General features: G+C 60.7%; 16 protein-coding genes. 10 read left to right on the top strand and 6 right to left on the bottom strand.

The window, feature by feature from the left end:
* The first annotated feature begins 269 nt into the window (after window positions 1-269).
* The 4 genes from B0G57_RS20670 to minE all read left to right on the top strand — a co-directional run bounded on the left by B0G57_RS20670 (window position 270) and on the right by minE (window position 2,784).
* Window positions 270-785: a GNAT family N-acetyltransferase gene (locus B0G57_RS20670; RefSeq protein ID WP_018440527.1), complete on the top strand. Its 516-nt coding sequence runs from the start codon at window positions 270-272 to the stop codon at window positions 783-785.
* A gap of 78 nt (window positions 786-863) precedes the next feature.
* Window positions 864-1,631 (top strand): septum site-determining protein MinC, encoded by a 768-nt coding sequence (gene minC, locus B0G57_RS20665; protein ID WP_026229641.1) that lies wholly within the window; start codon window positions 864-866, stop codon window positions 1,629-1,631.
* A 68-nt stretch (window positions 1,632-1,699) separates the two neighbouring features.
* Window positions 1,700-2,515 (top strand): septum site-determining protein MinD, encoded by an 816-nt coding sequence (gene minD / locus B0G57_RS20660; protein ID WP_018440529.1) that lies wholly within the window; start codon window positions 1,700-1,702, stop codon window positions 2,513-2,515.
* Between the two features lie 14 nt (window positions 2,516-2,529).
* Window positions 2,530-2,784, top strand: a complete 255-nt coding sequence (gene minE / locus B0G57_RS20655; protein WP_018440530.1) for a cell division topological specificity factor MinE — start codon at window positions 2,530-2,532, stop codon at window positions 2,782-2,784.
* A 101-nt stretch (window positions 2,785-2,885) separates the two neighbouring features.
* On the opposite strand, the gene B0G57_RS20650 is transcribed toward minE, so the two are convergent.
* Together B0G57_RS20650 and B0G57_RS20645 are read right to left on the bottom strand one after the other, a co-directional pair.
* Window positions 2,886-4,286, bottom strand: coding sequence for a chloride channel protein (locus tag B0G57_RS20650; RefSeq protein WP_018440531.1), 1,401 nt, complete (start codon window positions 4,284-4,286; stop codon window positions 2,886-2,888).
* 182 nt (window positions 4,287-4,468) lie between these two features.
* The gene (locus tag B0G57_RS20645) at window positions 4,469-4,648 is read right to left on the bottom strand and encodes a hypothetical protein (protein ID WP_018440532.1); all 180 of its coding nucleotides are present in this window, start codon (window positions 4,646-4,648) and stop codon (window positions 4,469-4,471) included.
* Between the two features lie 331 nt (window positions 4,649-4,979).
* Here B0G57_RS20645 and B0G57_RS20640 point away from each other — a divergent pair, with 331 nt between their 5' ends.
* The gene (locus B0G57_RS20640; protein ID WP_083925598.1) at window positions 4,980-6,134 is read left to right on the top strand and encodes an OpgC domain-containing protein; all 1,155 of its coding nucleotides are present in this window, start codon (window positions 4,980-4,982) and stop codon (window positions 6,132-6,134) included.
* A gap of 6 nt (window positions 6,135-6,140) precedes the next feature.
* On the opposite strand, the gene B0G57_RS20635 is transcribed toward B0G57_RS20640, so the two are convergent.
* The 4 genes from B0G57_RS20635 to B0G57_RS20620 all read right to left on the bottom strand — a co-directional run bounded on the left by B0G57_RS20635 (window position 6,141) and on the right by B0G57_RS20620 (window position 9,594).
* Complete coding sequence (locus tag B0G57_RS20635; RefSeq protein WP_020566162.1) at window positions 6,141-7,457, bottom strand: MFS transporter; 1,317 nt, start codon at window positions 7,455-7,457, stop codon at window positions 6,141-6,143.
* Between the two features lie 123 nt (window positions 7,458-7,580).
* A complete protein-coding gene (locus B0G57_RS20630; RefSeq protein WP_018440535.1) occupies window positions 7,581-8,093 on the bottom strand; it encodes an energy transducer TonB family protein in 513 nt (170 codons plus the stop codon).
* A gap of 135 nt (window positions 8,094-8,228) precedes the next feature.
* Complete coding sequence (locus tag B0G57_RS20625; RefSeq protein ID WP_018440536.1) at window positions 8,229-8,828, bottom strand: C39 family peptidase; 600 nt, start codon at window positions 8,826-8,828, stop codon at window positions 8,229-8,231.
* Between the two features lie 10 nt (window positions 8,829-8,838).
* Window positions 8,839-9,594 carry a hypothetical protein gene (locus tag B0G57_RS20620; RefSeq protein ID WP_018440537.1) on the bottom strand — a complete coding sequence of 252 codons (756 nt, stop codon included), beginning with the start codon at window positions 9,592-9,594 and terminating at the stop codon, window positions 8,839-8,841.
* Between the two features lie 435 nt (window positions 9,595-10,029).
* Here B0G57_RS20620 and B0G57_RS20615 point away from each other — a divergent pair, with 435 nt between their 5' ends.
* The 5 genes from B0G57_RS20615 to B0G57_RS20595 all read left to right on the top strand — a co-directional run bounded on the left by B0G57_RS20615 (window position 10,030) and on the right by B0G57_RS20595 (window position 15,975).
* A complete protein-coding gene (locus B0G57_RS20615; RefSeq protein WP_018440538.1) occupies window positions 10,030-10,746 on the top strand; it encodes a helix-turn-helix transcriptional regulator in 717 nt (238 codons plus the stop codon).
* Between the two features lie 375 nt (window positions 10,747-11,121).
* The gene (locus B0G57_RS20610) at window positions 11,122-11,946 is read left to right on the top strand and encodes a hypothetical protein (RefSeq protein WP_018440539.1); all 825 of its coding nucleotides are present in this window, start codon (window positions 11,122-11,124) and stop codon (window positions 11,944-11,946) included.
* Between the two features lie 19 nt (window positions 11,947-11,965).
* On the top strand, window positions 11,966-12,409 hold the full coding sequence (locus tag B0G57_RS20605) for a hypothetical protein (protein ID WP_018440540.1): 444 nt from the start codon (window positions 11,966-11,968) through the stop codon (window positions 12,407-12,409).
* Window positions 12,410-12,991: 582 nt separating this feature from the next.
* Complete coding sequence (locus B0G57_RS20600) at window positions 12,992-14,185, top strand: SIR2 family protein (RefSeq protein WP_018440541.1); 1,194 nt, start codon at window positions 12,992-12,994, stop codon at window positions 14,183-14,185.
* Window positions 14,182-15,975 carry an ATP-binding protein gene (locus tag B0G57_RS20595; RefSeq protein ID WP_018440542.1) on the top strand — a complete coding sequence of 598 codons (1,794 nt, stop codon included), beginning with the start codon at window positions 14,182-14,184 and terminating at the stop codon, window positions 15,973-15,975. Before B0G57_RS20600 ends, B0G57_RS20595 begins: the two co-directional genes overlap by 4 nt.
* Window positions 15,976-16,137 lie beyond the last annotated feature (162 nt).

Here is a 16,137-nt window from a genome sequence, read left to right as displayed (position 1 = left end):
TCTTTCAATGCGCTTTCATGTGGGTGCCTGTCCTGCAAGTTCCTTCCATATCAAATCGCCGAGATGGCCGCCAAGTGCCCCGAAAGCAAATCCCTTTTGCGGGACGGTGTCGCTCATCGTTGCCATAGCAGCTAAGGCTATGGCGCATCGTCGCTCGCGATGCGGGCGTTGCGCGGTCCGCGCACGAGGGCCCATACAAGCGAGATTTGACTCGTTGGCCCGATAGGACGAAGCTACGGTTTGCCTGTTATGCCCTGAACCGGAGCCCCATGATTTCATCGCTGACTGTTCGCCGTATCGCTGCCGACCAAGGCGCGATGCTGCGCGAGCTCCGCACGGCCGCGTTGCGCGAAGCCCCCTACGCATTCGGGGAGACGCTCGAGCAGGCGCTCGACGAGAAGCGGGAGACGTTCGAAACCGTTGCCGCTCGTCAGGCGATTTCGGATTCGTCCACCTCGTTCATCCTCTATACGGAAGGGCATCCAGCCGGACTCATCGGTGCCTATTTCGACGATCGGCGCATGGCATTCGTTTGCGCGCTGTGGGTTGCCCCGGCTGTGCGCCATCTGCGCGGCGGCGAACTGCTCGTGAACACGGCGAGCGAATGGCTGGCGGAGCATGGCGCGACCGAGGTGCATGCGTGGGTGACGGACGCCAATCGCACCGCCATGCGTTTTTACGAACGTCTCGGGTTCGGCCCCACCGGGGAGCACGAGCGCATGACGCGCGCGCCCGACGAATGGGAGACGCTGCTCGTGCGGCATGTGCCGCGCACTCACGATTGATGGGGGACGTCTCGCTCGAAAATGCTGGCCGCGCGCGCGGACCCCTGTAAAATAGGCGAAATTTTTTGCTTCAACGCCATGTCGCTGAACAAATCGCCATACTTCGAATTACGCAGCGGTTCCGTCGATACGCTCATGTTCGTCGTCAAGACGACGGATCTCGACGCGCTGAAGAGCGAGCTCACGCGACGCTTCGAAGCGACTCCCGAATTTTTTGCGGGCGACGTCGTCGCGATCGATCTTCGCCGTCTCGGCGAAGGCGAACGCATCCCGCTCGCCGAAATCGCGCATCTGTTGGACAGCGTCCGCATGCGTCCTCTTGGCATCGTCGCCGCGCCTCATCAAACCGGCTGGGCGGCGGACGCCGGCTTGCCGCTGCTCGAAGCGCGCGACAGGCGGGGCGGGGGCGCCAAGGCCGACGATCGGCAAGCGGACGAAGGCAAGCAGGCGGAACGCGCGGCCTCGCAGCCGCTTCCCGCTGCCGAAGCGCCGGGCAGGCAGGCACCGAGCGCCCAAACGCTCGTCGTCGACAGGCCGCTGCGCTCGGGCCAGCAGGTCTACGCCAAGGGAGACCTGATCGTGCTGGGGCTCGTCAGCCATGGCGCCGAAGTGATCGCGGAAGGCAATATTCACATCTACGCGCCGCTGCGCGGGCGGGCGCTCGCCGGCGTGCACGGCAACCACGGTGCGCGCATTTTCTGCACGTGTCTCGAGCCGGAACTGATCTCGATCGCCGGCATCTATCGAACCACTGAAAATCCGTTGCCGGCCGACGTTCTCGGGAAGTCCGTCCAGATCCGACTTGCCGAAGAAAAGCTAATCATCGAACCGTTGAGGCTCACGTAGGACGCGCGAGTACGCGCCGCGCCGCGCGGGCCTCATCGAACTCATTTGACGAACAAGGGTAAGGGGAAATGGCAAAAATCGTTGTGGTGACTTCGGGCAAGGGCGGCGTGGGCAAAACGACCACGAGCGCGAGCTTTGCGTCGGGACTCGCATTGAGAGGCCACAAGACGGCCGTGATCGATTTCGACGTCGGCTTGCGCAACCTCGATTTGATCATGGGCTGCGAGCGCCGCGTCGTCTACGATTTCATCAACGTGATCCAGGGTGAGGCCAACCTCAATCAGGCGCTCATCAAGGACAAGAAGTGCGAGAACCTGTATATCCTGCCGGCCTCGCAGACGCGCGACAAAGACGCGTTGACGCTCGAGGGCGTCGAAAAGGTCATCAACGATCTGTCCGGCATGGGCTTCGACTACATCGTCTGCGATTCGCCGGCCGGCATCGAATCGGGCGCGCTCTACGCGATGCATTTCGCCGACGAGGCGCTCGTTGTGACGAACCCTGAAGTGTCGTCGGTGCGCGACTCGGATCGAATCCTGGGCATTCTGTCGTCGAAGACGAAGCGCGCAATCGAAGGCAAGGAGCCCATCAAGGAGCATCTGCTCATTACGCGCTACAACCCGAAGCGCGTCAGCGAAGGCGAGATGCTTTCGCTCTCCGATATCCAGGAAATTCTGCGCATCGAGCTGATCGGCGTCGTGCCAGAATCGGAAGCGGTCCTGCACGCGTCGAACCAGGGCTTGCCCGCCGTGCATATGGACGGTTCCGACGTGGCCGAATCCTACAAGGATGTCGTCGCGCGCTTTCTCGGCGAGGACAAGGCTTTGCGCTTCACCGATTATCAGAAGCCGGGCTTGCTGCAGCGCCTGTTCGGCAACAGATAAGGGGGAGCCGCGATATGTCGATTCTTTCCTTTTTGCTCGGCGAGAAAAAGAAGTCCGCGGTCGTCGCGAAGGAGCGCCTGCAGCTCATCATCGCGCACGAGCGCGCGGGCGGGCGCCCGCCGGCCGATTATCTGCCCGCGCTGCAACGCGAGCTCGTCGCGGTCATCTCGAAGTACGTCAACATTTCCAATGACGACATCCGCGTGAGCCTCGAGCGCCAGGACAATCTCGAGGTCCTCGAAGTCAAAATCGAGATTCCGCAGCTTTGACGGCGGGGCGGGCGGCTCATGCCCGCATTGCCTCCTGCCTTTCCCATGCGCCGGGTGATCGATTCAGTGTCAGGGGCTCGAGAAGAGCGTCCCCGCCTGAATCACTTGCCCGGCGTGTCGGCGCGCGGCTCCGCGCTCGCGTGTTCGTCTTCGAACAGCGGCTCGAGCGTTTTCGGCGAGTCGGCCGCTGGCGCTGCTTCCCGCTTCGGTGTCAGATATCGATGCGAGAGCGCTTCATAAAGCGGCGGAGCGAAGAGGCGTGACACGCGGCTCGCGACCAGCGCCGTGGCCATCAGCGAAATCACGAGCGCATGGCCGTTGATCATTTCCATCACGATGACGAACGAGGTGATCGGCGATTGCGTGACGGCGGCCAGATAGCCGACCATCGCAAGCGCGATCAGCATCTGCAGTTGCATGCTCGTGAACGCGAGGTGCAGCAAATTGCCGAAACCGGCGCCAATCGATAGCGACGGCGCGAAGATACCGCCCGGAATGCCGGGCAGGTACGAAGCGACCATCGAAGCCATCTTGGCGAACGGGTAGAGCATCGACAACTGCTCACGACCCTCGAGCAATCCGCGCGCTTCGGCATACCCGCTGCCGAACGTGTGGCCGCCACTGGCGATGCCGACAACGGCGATTGCCAGGCCGCAGAGCGCTCCAAACACGACCGGCCGCTCGCGATGCAGTCTGGCGAGCGCGGCCGGTTGCCAGCGCGACGTGTGAAGCAGCAACCAGGCGAAAACGCCTCCGGCCACGCCCGTGACCAGCGCCGTGACGATGACGGCGAGCGCCAGCACGCCAGGGAAATGGGGCGAGACCTGAATCGTGCCGAAATACGTGTAGTTGCCGTTGAGCCCGAGCGCGATTACACCCGCCACGATGATGGCGGTGATCAGCACGCCGCTCGTACGTACTTCGAAGCTGCGCGTCAGCTCTTCGATGGCGAAGACAATGCCCGCGAGCGGCGTGTTGAACGCGGCGGACAACCCCGCCGCGGCGCCCGCCAGCACCAGTTGCCGCTCGATGATGGCGGTCGAGCGCGGATAGAAGCGCCGCAAGTTGTACATGAGCGTTGCGCCGATCTGCACGGTTGGCCCTTCGCGGCCGATCGTGAAGCCGCCGAGGATGCCGATGAACGACACGGCGATTTTCCCCGCGAGCAGCCGCAGCGCGAGCAGCCGAGGGCCGAGCGACGTCGTGCCCTCTTCGAGCGTCGCGATGACCTGCGGAATGCCGCTCCCTTCGGAGCCACGAAAAAAGCGGCGCGTCACGAGGACAGAGAGGGCGCCGGCGGCGGGCGTGACGATGAGCGGCAGCCAACTATAGCGATGCTGCAACGCTAGAAACGCGCTGTAGCCCCAGTCGATCAGTCGTGCATAGAAGACCGCGACGAGGCCGACGGCGATCGCGCCGAGCCAGAAGACGCCATAGCGGCGCCACAACTGCTGCGCACGCCGCAAGACGCTGTAACGGCGGGCGAAGGGAGCGCGGAACATGAATCTCGGGGCCAAAGCTGAGATTATACGACCCGGTCTCCGCAACCCGGACGCAAACGAAGCCGCACGCCAGCGACGCACGCTGGCGGCGCAGCAAATTACAAGCCTGTTAAAACTGTGACCGTATGTTTGAGCCGTAATATCGGCCGCTTACCGGGGGCACGGATATTTCGGCGCTCGGGCTACGACAGCATGACGTCAAACGCCAGCACCGCCGCGATGGCGAGGGCGTTCGCGAGCAAAATTTCGAGCGCTACGCCCAGCCACGTCGTCGGCCGGAAGCGAAATGCAAGCAACAATGCGGCGAGCAATGCGAGGGCGACGATCGCTACGATGTCGGCATTGCCCAGTTCGATATCCATCGCCCGTTCCTCTCGCTGATCGGGAAGGTCTTGCTTTCAAAAGTGATACAGCGGTTTTCATGAAGTGCGCCGTACGACTCAGTATCGAGCCGCCAACTCGAGCGGACAAGATCGGAAAACCACTGACGCGGCGGGCGGATTGCGCTCTTCTAGCGCTCATGGAGATGTTTTCGACGAGTGGCACGCGTCCGGTCTCGCAGATGGCACGAAGATTGGAATACTGAATTGCGCCGGGAATCTTTTTGGCCCGGCTTCGCCGAATTTGCTTTGACCGCATGAATGATCGGGCGGCGCTACTGCCGGTCCCGCCGTCAACCGGGAAGGTGAATCAATGAGTTCGTCAACCAGGCGATCGCTCGAAGTCGATTTTCTTCGAGGCGTGGTGCTGATCGTGATTGCGCTCGATCACATTTCGAGAGGCATCCTGCAATACGCCATGCTGCATAGCTACGCCTACTGCGATGCGGCCGAGGTGTTCGTGTTTCTCGGCGGGTACGCGTCGGCGGCGGCCTATGTCGGCGTGGCGGAACGCCGTGGCGAGGCGGCGGCGCTGCATCGCTTTCTGAAGCGCGCATGGGAGATCTATCGCGCCTATCTGCTGACGGCGGCGCTGATGCTCGCTTGCGGTGCGTTGCTCACGCTGTTGCCGAGTGCGGCTGCCGTCGATACGGGCTGGCAGGCATTCGTCCGTCACCCGTTGCGGGAACTCGCGAACATTGCATCGTTTCGTGAACAGCCGTTCTTGTCCGCCGTATTGCCGATGTACGTGCTGTTCGCGCTTTGTGTGCCGTTCGCGGTGCCGCTCGCCCGGCGGTCGCCTTTCGCAATGCTCTCGTTCAGCGTGGCTGTCTGGGCCTTGGCGCCGTGGCTCGAAAACTGGCTGCCCCGCACGGGCGATGCAAACTGGCCGTTCAACCCTTTCGCATGGCAATTGATGTTTGCGTTCGGCATGCTGTGCCGGCTGCATCCCGTTTCAGCCGACGTTCAGACATCGACGATGGGCAGAGCGATCACGCGCGTCGCATTCGTCGTCGCCTTGACGTTCGCTTTCGTCAAACTTTGCATCGACGGGCATCCTTCGCCCGGCTTCATGAAACAAGATCTCGCGAGCGTGCGAATCGTCAGCTTTCTTTCTATTGCGTGGCTCTGCGCGCAGGCGGTTCGCCTTGGGTGGCTGCGATCACTCGCCGTTGCGGTACCGACGATCGTGACGGTCGGCAGGCAAGGTCTTGTCTGCTTCGTGGGCGGCACGCTCGTCTCGATCGGCGTCGATGCGGCCTTGCAACTGGCCGGCGTCCGAACGACAGAACTGCTGACCGATTGGCCGATACGGTTGCTCGGAGACGCATCGGCGATTGCCGTGCTCATCGGGCTCGGAAGCGTTGCAAGCCGCCTCAAAGCGGCCCGTCTTCAGCCGGCCAAGCTGCCGGCGCGGATGGCGCCCGCGCGCGCGACGTCGCGCGAGCACCCGCGGCGGCCCCAGTGAGCCCGGTCAGGACAATGACACGTCGCGCGTCTCACGCATGAGGAGAACGGCGACGAGGCTGATCGCCGCGGCGACGGATACGTAGCCGCCGACCCAGGCGAGACCGCCGCGCGCGGCGAGCATCGTCGCGATGTAGGGCGCGACCGAGGCGCCGAGAATGCCGCCGAGGTTGTATGCGACACCCGCGCCCGTGTAGCGCACGCGCGTGGGGAAGAGCTCCGGCAGCAGCGCGCCCATCGGTGCGAACGTGACGCCCATCAAGAACAGCTCGAGCGTGAGGAAGAGGGTGACGAGCGGTGTCGAGCCGCTGCTGACTAGCGGAGCCATCGCAAAGCCGGAGACGATAGCGGCTGTGATCCCCGTGATGAGGACAGGCCGCCGGCCGAACCGATCGCTTGCCCATGCGGAAAGCGGTGTTGCGATCGCCATGAAGACGACGGCGAAGCAGAGCATCGCGAGGAAGCTCTGCCGTGAGAAATGCAATGCCGATACACCGTACGAGAGCGTGAAGACGGTCGAGATATAGAAGAGCGTGTAGCAGACCACCATCGCGAGTGCGCCGAGCAGTGTCGGCCAACCGTGGTTCGCGAATAGCGAGACGAGCGGAACACGCACGCGCTCACGCCGCTCGATCGCTGCCTGGAACGCCGGCGTTTCGGCAATCTTCAGCCGCACATAGAGCCCGAGCGCAACCAGCACCGCGCTTAGAATGAACGGCACACGCCACCCCCAGCTTCGAAACTGCGCATCGGATAGCGCGAGCGCCAACCCGAAAAAGAGGCCGTTCGACGCAAGAAAGCCGACCGACGGTCCGAGCTGAGGGAACATGCCGAACCAGCCGCGGCGTTGTGCCGGCGCGTACTCGGTGGCGAGCAATGCTGCGCCGCCCCATTCCCCGCCGAGCCCGATACCCTGACCGAGTCGTAGGATGCAGAGCAGTACGGGGGCCAGGCCGCCGATGGAATCGTAGCCGGGCACGAAGCCGATGAGCGTCGTGGAGAGGCCCATGACGAGCAGCGAGGCCACGAGCGTCGACTTGCGTCCGATCCGGTCGCCGAAATGGCCGAACAGGAGCGACCCGATCGGCCGCGCGATGAAGGCGAGGCCGAACGTGACGAATGCCGATAGCGCCTGCGCGGTGGTCGAACTGTGGGGAAAGAACACCGGCCCGATGACGAGTGCGGCGGCGGTCGCGTAGACGTAGAAGTCGTAGAACTCGATCGCCGTGCCGATGAAACTGGCGAATACGATACGCGAGCGGCTGGATGCGTTTGCCGCGTCGGAAGAGGATGCCACGGTGGGGGAAGACGGCGAAGCCGACATAGGTTTGGTCTCCATGTTTGTCGGGACGCGCTCGATCATCACAGCGCGCGATGGCGCGCGTGACGGGCTCGCGACGCGTCGTTCGCCGCGATCCGGGCGCGGGGTGCCCGGAATTATAAGACGCTAATCGAACGCTTGTGCTTGAGGGAGGGCGAGCGTGCGGAGCTGGAATTTACCGTCGTCGTTGAAGAGCCAGTCTTCCATCATCTCGACCTGGCCGAGCCGGTTGAGCAGCTTTGGCGGCGGCGGCGGCAGCGGCGATGCGCGGCGTAGCGTTGCCAGCGCGGTCGCTTCCGCGTCGTCATCGCCGTTGGTCCGGTAAACCGAGGATGACACGACTTCGCCGTTCCGATTGACCGTGAACGCGACGACCACGAGCGAACGCAGCATGGCTTGTGGTGCGCGCTTGAGCACATAAGACGGATTGCGCTCGGTGATCCGTTGGGCAACGGCATACCGATACTGATCCAGGGTCAGGCTGTTGACGGCGGCCGGGGGCGGCAGCGTCACAGCCGACGGACGCTCGGGTGGCGTGAACGTGCAGGCGCCCGTGACGAGCAATGCGCCGAAGGAAACGAGGTGCCACAGCCCATGGGCGCGCAAGATGGGCGGGCGACGGTTGACGATGGTGAGCATGGCAGTGGTGCGGTGAAGCTTCCGATGAGCGCTCGGCTGAGCGAGATGAAAAGCGTTGATAAGAGCCTAGGCGACGCAGCGCCGTTGCGCATCCCGATTCGCCCTCCCTAGGTGCGGCTCCTAACGAGGCGCAGCTCAATAAATGATCAGCGATTCCGACCACCAGTGCGTGCCCATCTCTCCGCTCCCATCGCGAGTCCACTCGTAGTCCCCGATTCCCGCTCCCTCCCCCGGCCAGGGATTCATGAAGTACACCATAGAGCCGTCATCGTCGTAGCCGTCTATGACGATGAAATGTCCGCCGCCGCCGTACCAGTTCCATAGAACGACAATGGGATGACCGTGCATGATCGCCGATCGCACTGCCGGATACGCGAGCGGTTCCGTGTAGTACCGAGAATCGCGTCGGCCCCAATACCAAAGGATCCCGGCAATTCCCGTCGTTCCCGCGAGATAGTTCGGCGAGTTCGCTGGGTCGTCCCAATAGAACGGATAGTTCCCGCAAGCGTAGTCGATCGAGCCGACCCAGTTCCCGATTGCGCACTGCGTCGCGGGGACGCCGCGGAAAGCGAGCACGGCGGAGGCGTCAGCGTCCCAGCACCATTCGCTGTGCTCCTGTTCGACGACCGGAAGGTCGAGTTGATCAGCAGCGGCGAAGGCGGCCGGAGGCAGGTCGAGCAATAGAACCGCGATGAATGCGGTGACGACAAGGGCAAATCCCATGCGAACGTTCATGCGCGTCTCCTCACCGCATGAAGCGAGGATCGCGCATGCCGAGGCGCACGCGCTCGATGAGCCTGCTTCCGACTTCCGATTCGGGTAGGGGTGGGGCCGAAAAGCCGTCCGTCCGAAGCTGCTCGTCGTAAAGCGCGGCGCGCGCGCTCGCAAGCGGAACGTAGCTTCGTCGGACGGGTTCGCCGAAGGGGGAGGGGTAGGTCACTTCGATGAAGTCGGCTACGGCCTGCAAGCTGCGGATGAAGCGCAATCGTGGCCGCGGCGTCTCGCCGGCATAGCGCGCTTCGACGCCCGCGACTTCCACGGCGAGTCCGCTTGCGCCGGCAGCCACCATTTTCCACTCGTTGCCGACGCGCTCGACGGTCAGAAGCCCTACCGGTTTGCCAGCCACAATCACGAGGAAGCGCCATTGCCCGGTGCCTCGAAGGCAGGCATCGAGCGGTTGTCCGGCCAACAGCGCGACAGGGTCGACGATATTCATTTCGAAGCCGTCACCGAGTGACGCGTGACGCAATCGAGCGTAATCGTCGACGGCCATGACGCGATTGATACCGTTTGCGTCCGAGTTGGCACTCAGGCGATCGGCGAGGCCATGCAGCGCCGCTTCCGCTGCCTGACGCTGCGGCGTGCCGAGGGCGGCCGCGATCGAAACTGGCGCAGGGGCCGTATCGACGCTCGTCGGGCCGCTCTTTTGTGCGGATGCGGAGCATGACAGCAATAGCGCTATCGCGGGCGCCAGTATCGTCTGCGATCTTCGTGCATGCATTTGCCGTCTCCCGGCGTACAGGCAAATTACCTCGAGCAAATCACTTGCCTATGCGAATTGGCTTAAGCGCGGTGGGGAGAGGGGCACGGAGCTCGAATCGCTGCCAATCGGAGGTTATGTCGCATTTGTTGGGAAAAGCATTGGCAAATCAGGTTTTCCCGCCGCGAGGTGTCCGATCTCTCGTGCGAGCACTCCATGCCCCGCCTAAGGCCGATTTAATAATCCAAAACCCAACGTTTGAGAAATCGACTTATTGATCTCGACGATTCGAGCTATTCAGTGCAGATTTCTCAGATATGGGGATGACAGGGTCATATAAAAATTTGAAAATAATCTAATTACCTTGTATCTTCGATCTGCCAAACGATAAGAAGAACCGTCTGCCTCGCGGCGCGCAGGCAAGGTGGCATTTTGATAACTACTCTGGGGGGCAGCATGCTTCGTGAGTTTATCGATTCCTCACTACAGAACGCGGTGAATATTGACGTCTGGTTCAATGGGCTCGTTGAGGTGGGGCGGCGCCATCAACTCGAGTACACGACCTTCGCGCTGCTGCCAAGAGATAGCCTGCCCTATAGTGAGGTGTTTTATAAGAGCAATTACCCCGCCGTGTGGCAGAAAATCTACGAGCAAAAGCGATATGCGGAGATCGACCCGATCGTTCGGCATTGCTGGTCAAAGATGACTCCCCTTGTTTGGCGAAGCGAAACCTTCATTGGCGCGCAGGAAGAGGCGCTCTATGAGCAGGCATGCGCATTCGGGCCGAGATGGGGCGTGGCGCTGCCGATTCACGGCCCAAAGCATGAGGTCGGCATGCTGTGCTTCGCAAGCAGCGTCCGATCGGATGAGGCAAAGCGTGATGCCGTCTCGAGCCTGCCCGAATTAGGTCTTGTGCGCGACTTTGCATCTCCGGCAGGTCTCTCACTCGCGAGGCAGAAAACGAGCGCCGTCGCACCGAAGCTCACGCCGCGAGAGATGGAATGCCTGAAGTGGATGTCGTTGGGAAAGGGGACTTGGGAGATTTCTCAGATCCTCAGTTGCTCGCAGTCGACGATCAACTATCACATCACCAATATCCGCATCAAAATGGGGGTTCATTCGAGAAGCGCCGCGATGATCAAGGCTGTGGGGATGGGACTGATCGAATTGTGACGCGGGACGTTGGGCGGGGGTGGCGGAGGGCGTGTCGGTTAAGATTGAGTGCGGCAGCATGCGCAGAGATTCGCAAGTTCCTCGGCATCAAGCTGGGGCGGGCGCGGCAACGCCATGCCGGCTTGTAGAGTCCTTCAATCGAGCGTCCGTCATGCAAATCTGACGTGCAGTTGGCCGAACTTCATGCGAAAACGCGGCCGACGTCAACTGCCGTTGTTTTTGCCCCGGTCCCATCGTCGATAGCCGAGAAAGAGAACCGATAGTCAGGAGACCGGGCGAGGTATGTAGACCGATACCGGATATACAGGCTTGTATCGCGGGAGTCGGTGCTACGATGGCAGCCCATTCCCTTACACATACGGAGAAGATCGATCAATGGCCTCGGTCAAAATCGACTTGGGTTTTGGTGAACAAGCAATTCTTTCCGACGGAGCCGCCTTGGGAAACTTGGCGGGAAAGCGCCAGCAGGACGTCGAGGAATTCTTGCGGCGTTGGCCGCGAACACGTTCGATCTATCAGGCACGCGATTACCTTCGGCAGTTCGGACTTCACATGGGATACAACCCGCCCGGCGTGAACCCGAGCGATACAATCGCCTTGCTTCGGTCAGCAGTGAAAAGCGGCAGGCTGATGGTTGTGATAGAGCGCGCGGCGAAGCGATTAGACGGGGGCGGCTGTGCGCCTCAGCCGACGCGCCGAATCGGCGCAATCCCGCCTTCCCGTCAGTCATTCGCTGAGATGGCAGCGGGTGGAAGCGGCACGTCCGCGAGGCTGAGTGACGCAGTTTCCGCTCCCAAGTCGTATTCTTGGATGCAGCGTTACGATGACGTGAGCGCTGACGATCTAATCAAATACCTCGAGAGCGTTATCGCTAGGACGCCGGGCGATGCTGCCGCCGCAGACGCCGATCCGTCCACGCCACTCGGAGATGCGCAACCATTCGAGTACGCCGACGAGGCGCCAACCGATGGCGCCTTTGAGATCGCGAAAACGCCAAATACGGGCGAACCGGGCACGTGGTACACGAACCCCGGCAGCGGACAAATGCGTTTGTACGGAGGTGACGGCAACCCAGCGGTCGATTTCGATTTTGACCACGATCACGGCCAAGGCATACCACACGCACATAACTGGGCAATCAATCCGCTTACTGGCAAGCCGCAACGGGGGCCGGGTGTGCCGATGTCTATTCTTCCCTGACCGCAATCGGAGTACGAGGATGCAAAACGAAAATTATCAAAACGTCATCGGATTCGAGGGCGAGCGGCCCACTTTTCACGACGCCGAACTGGTCGGGATCGACCATCGTCCGACCGATCGGGAATTGCTACTCCGATTCGCACGGGTAGACGGAACGACCGGGACTTTCCGCTTTGTAGGAGTCGTTTCGCAGCGGATCGTTGACTTCGCCGAACAGAACGTTGTCTCACGCCTGCTCATTTCGCCGACGTACCATTTTTCTGCCGCCGAGGCCGGACAGTGGTTGCGTTGGGTGGACAGCAGAGACGATTCCCAGGCGACGGTGGATCAAAAGCAAATCGATCAGCGCATCGCCGATTTCGTCGCAGGACGGAAGGCTCTGTTCGTTCTTGAGCCGTCCTGTGGTGCGGAAGTGGCTGTCGTGTGCGACTCGATTTGGCTTGGCCTAGTGCCAGGCGCTTGATCTACTCCGCGGGCGGGCAGGCGCTGACGCCAAGACGGAAACGAGGCGCTGTCAAGCAAGCCGTACGACGGTGCAAAAATGCACTTGACGTTGCATTGACCTCACCAGCATCGAATCACCGCCCGTCTTGCGGATGCCGAGGGACGCGACGGAGCGGCTCCGGGCGAGATGGCGAACCGGCGGGCCTCCGCGTCGCCGCGATTGTCATATGGGTTCAAGCCCTTCGGCGGAGAAGATAGTTTGGCTGATAGAAAAAAAGCGCTTGGTCGATGCGATCGCGCGAAACCGACACAGAGCGGATGGAGCGAGACCCTACCGCAACGGGTAATCCGGGCATTTTCGTTCGAACAGAGGCTTCTGGCGAACGTTGACGTCCTGTTCCGGGGCGGAGGTCAGGCGTGCGCCAGCACAGCAATCACGTATCATTAAGCCAGTAGAACACTAAGAAGGCAGCATCAAAGCGAGCACTTGTCTGCTTGCGAGAATATAAACGAAGCGTTGCGCAACGGGGGAGCGATGTCCGCAAGCGTCATCTCCTTGCACGATCCGCAAGTCGAGCAGTGATTCGGCAAAGGAGGGACAGTGATTGCAATCAGCGACATCTATGACAAGGACATCAACTTCTTGTTTGGATCGGGCGCGTCATTCGGCCTCTTGCCGACCCTGCAGTTGCAGCTACGAACTGGCGACGGCGACGCGCGCTACACCCTGGAAGAGCTTGCAACCAAGTTCGAGCAGGAGAACGACCGGCGCTTGATCCCGCTGTTCATGCACTACTACGCGAACTGCATCCGGCCCGCTGAACGGCTCAGCCTGGATGGCGCGATGGCTACAGATTCAGGCGCCACGGTCATCAAGAACTACCGCACCTTCCTGATGACTGCGCTGGAGATGGTGAAACGCCGCAAGGCGCTGGATCGGCGCTGCAACGTTTTCACGACTAACTACGATGGCTGCTTCCCGCTCGTGGCTGACGCGCTCATCAGGGAAGGCCAGATTGACTTCGTGCTGAACGACGGAGCGCGTGGCTTCACCCAGCGCATTCTGCAGGCCAGGAACTTCGGAGCTTACCTTTGCCAGGCCGGGGTTTTTGGTCGCTATCAGAGCAGCATCCCGCAGATAAACCTAATCCATCTGCATGGATCAGTGTACTGGAGTAAGTTAGGCGCCGCGATTCAGGTTGGCTACGACCTGTCGGCACGTGCTTCTCTGCTTGATGACGAAGCGAACGAGTTGTTGCAACCATTTTCCGCTGCCCTCGATAATCCAGCCCTCACGCTTGCGGACCTCCCTGAACCAGGATTTACCGACGAGGCGATGAAGGCGTTTTGGACAAGGTATGAACAGATGCCCATCGTGAATCCGACGAAGTGGAAGTTCCACGAGACGGTTTATGAGGAGCACTATTACCAGATGTTGCGGCTGCTCAGCTATGAACTCGAAAAGCCCAACGCAGTACTTATCACCTTTGGTTTCTCGTTCGCCGACGAGCACATCCTTAACCTCGTCATGCGTTCCCTCTCCAACCCCGGCTTGCACGTATTCGTATGCTGCTTCAATAAGTTGGGGCACACTGCAATGGCGGGCAAGTTCAAAGGTCATCGAAACGTCCAATGCGTGGTGCTCGACGAAGGGGTGATGGACTTCACCCTCTTCAATAAGCAAGTGCTGGCCTGGCCAGAGGCACTCGAGGCTACATCCGCCGCGCCTACAGTTCCTCCAGCAGAGCCCGCGACACCGATGGCGGACGCTGCGGGCGCCGAGGACTTGTTATGAGCATCCGCGTGGGCGAAGTCATCGCCGTCCATGGCACCAAGGTGGTCCTAAAAATCGACGAGCAATCGAGCAAGGAAACTCTTTTCCACGCGGGCGACAAATATAAGGGGGTGTCGATCCGCGAGTACCTGTCGATCCAGCGCGGGTTCCGCGACATCATCTGTATGGTCGAAGGTGAGTTCTTGGACGAGAGTCGAATAGAGACCCGCGACGGCAGGACGACGTTTGTGCGGAAGGTCGAGGCTAGGCCAATTGGTTTCTTCGACCGCACCGGCTTCACTCAGGGCATCAAGTATCTGCCGATGATCCAAGACGCGGCTTACCTGCTTGCCGAGGAGAGAATCCGGTCTATCTTCGATCGCGGGGCGGACACCGAATTTAGAATCGGGCGCATGCTGAAGGAGGAGATCGCGGTCGGGCTGCCGTGGAAGCGTCTCTTCAACAGCCATATCGGCATATTCGGCAACACTGGCAGCGGCAAGTCGAACACTCTCGCTAAGCTTCATACTGTCCTCTTCGATCTCAAGCTACCGCTCATCGCAGGGAAAAGCCGCTTTATCATCTTAGACTTCAATGGCGAATACGGTGGTGAGCAGCTAGCTCCGGCGATCCACAAGACGGTCTACCAGTTGTCCACGCAAACAGATCCCGGCCCGAACGACCCAACGGCCCGTTTCCCTCTAGCACCGCAGGAGTTCTGGGACCTTGAAACGATGTCGCTGCTTTTCCAGGCCACGGCCAACACGCAGCGCCCATTTCTCAATCGCGTCATCGCGGGCAAGCTTAGGTATGGAGCCAACCCGGGGGCGCTGGCCAACTACGCAAAGATCAAATTCCAGCAGTCGTTTTGCGCTGGCGAAGTCAAGCCCGCAACGCTGGACCTGATGCGAACCGTGGCACGGCGCATGGGAAACCAGACGCTGCTCGATCTGCTGGCAAACGTTACATGGTATCGCAATGGTCGCTTCAACTACCAAGGCGCGTTCATCGACCCCGATGGGGCACAGTACAACGCGCGCATTGCGCCAACTGTCGACACACTTGACGTCCAGGGGCTCGACGAATTCGACCAACTCGTGCTACGCGTCAATCTGCAATTGATGTCCGACTTGAACGCTGGATACGTTCAGTTCGAACATATCCAGCCTCTTCTCAAACGCGTCGAGTCCTCTTTGGTTAGTCTTCGGAAGGTCGTGTCGATTTCGAATGCTCCACCAGTCGAGCGTTTGCTTACGGTAATCTCGATGCGTCGTTGCAACAACGAGGTCAAAAAGGTCTTGCCGTTGCTGTTCGCGAAACACTACTACAACAGTCACAAAGCTACGGTCGCCAATCCGCCCGACCGCACCATCCATCTCATAGTAGACGAAGCGCACAACATTCTGTCCGACCAGTCGACGCGCGAAAGCGAAACTTGGAAGGACTACCGGCTGGAGCAGTTCGAGGAAATTATCAAGGAGGGACGCAAGTTTGGAATGTTTATCACCATTGCCAGCCAGCGGCCGGCCGACATCTCGCCTACGATCGTTTCCCAACTACACAATTTTTTTATCCATCGGCTAGTGAATGACAGAGATTTGTATTTGATTGATAACACTATCTCGACGCTGGACGCGCTTTCGCGCGGACTCATCCCAGGGTTGTCCCAAGGATGCTGTGTGGTGACGGGTACGGCGTTCGAACTGCCTATGGTGATTCAGGTGGACCGCTTGCCGAACAACAAGCAGCCAGCCAGTGAGGACGTAGACCTAGAGAGGCTTTGGAGTCCGCCACCGGCTGCTGCGGAGTAAGCGGTCCTCATATCCGTTCACTACAGGTAGCGCTTAATCAAGCGAACGACCGCTCATGACCGTTGGGTGACCCTCATCCCCGCCCACGCCACACAATACATTCCTCCGGACAGAATGAAAACAGCCGAGAAATGCCGATAGCTTCATGCTGCGAGCTCCGCT

Source organism: Trinickia symbiotica, assembly GCF_002934455.1.
Taxonomy (GTDB): domain Bacteria; phylum Pseudomonadota; class Gammaproteobacteria; order Burkholderiales; family Burkholderiaceae; genus Trinickia; species Trinickia symbiotica.
The sequence above is the reverse complement of the archived record's forward strand: the minus strand, read 5'-3'. Positions and strand labels throughout refer to the sequence as shown.

Coding starts and splice junctions, on each gene's coding strand:
- B0G57_RS20670 (WP_018440527.1), top strand. CDS start 270: ATGATTTCATCGCTGACTGTTCGCCGTATCGCTGCCGACCAAGGCGCG.
- minC (WP_026229641.1), top strand. CDS start 864: ATGTCGCTGAACAAATCGCCATACTTCGAATTACGCAGCGGTTCCGTC.
- minD (WP_018440529.1), top strand. CDS start 1,700: ATGGCAAAAATCGTTGTGGTGACTTCGGGCAAGGGCGGCGTGGGCAAA.
- minE (WP_018440530.1), top strand. CDS start 2,530: ATGTCGATTCTTTCCTTTTTGCTCGGCGAGAAAAAGAAGTCCGCGGTC.
- B0G57_RS20650 (WP_018440531.1), bottom strand. CDS start 4,286: ATGTTCCGCGCTCCCTTCGCCCGCCGTTACAGCGTCTTGCGGCGTGCG.
- B0G57_RS20645 (WP_018440532.1), bottom strand. CDS start 4,648: ATGGATATCGAACTGGGCAATGCCGACATCGTAGCGATCGTCGCCCTC.
- B0G57_RS20640 (WP_083925598.1), top strand. CDS start 4,980: ATGAGTTCGTCAACCAGGCGATCGCTCGAAGTCGATTTTCTTCGAGGC.
- B0G57_RS20635 (WP_020566162.1), bottom strand. CDS start 7,457: ATGTCGGCTTCGCCGTCTTCCCCCACCGTGGCATCCTCTTCCGACGCG.
- B0G57_RS20630 (WP_018440535.1), bottom strand. CDS start 8,093: ATGCTCACCATCGTCAACCGTCGCCCGCCCATCTTGCGCGCCCATGGG.
- B0G57_RS20625 (WP_018440536.1), bottom strand. CDS start 8,828: ATGAACGTTCGCATGGGATTTGCCCTTGTCGTCACCGCATTCATCGCG.
- B0G57_RS20620 (WP_018440537.1), bottom strand. CDS start 9,594: ATGCATGCACGAAGATCGCAGACGATACTGGCGCCCGCGATAGCGCTA.
- B0G57_RS20615 (WP_018440538.1), top strand. CDS start 10,030: ATGCTTCGTGAGTTTATCGATTCCTCACTACAGAACGCGGTGAATATT.
- B0G57_RS20610 (WP_018440539.1), top strand. CDS start 11,122: ATGGCCTCGGTCAAAATCGACTTGGGTTTTGGTGAACAAGCAATTCTT.
- B0G57_RS20605 (WP_018440540.1), top strand. CDS start 11,966: ATGCAAAACGAAAATTATCAAAACGTCATCGGATTCGAGGGCGAGCGG.
- B0G57_RS20595 (WP_018440542.1), top strand. CDS start 14,182: ATGAGCATCCGCGTGGGCGAAGTCATCGCCGTCCATGGCACCAAGGTG.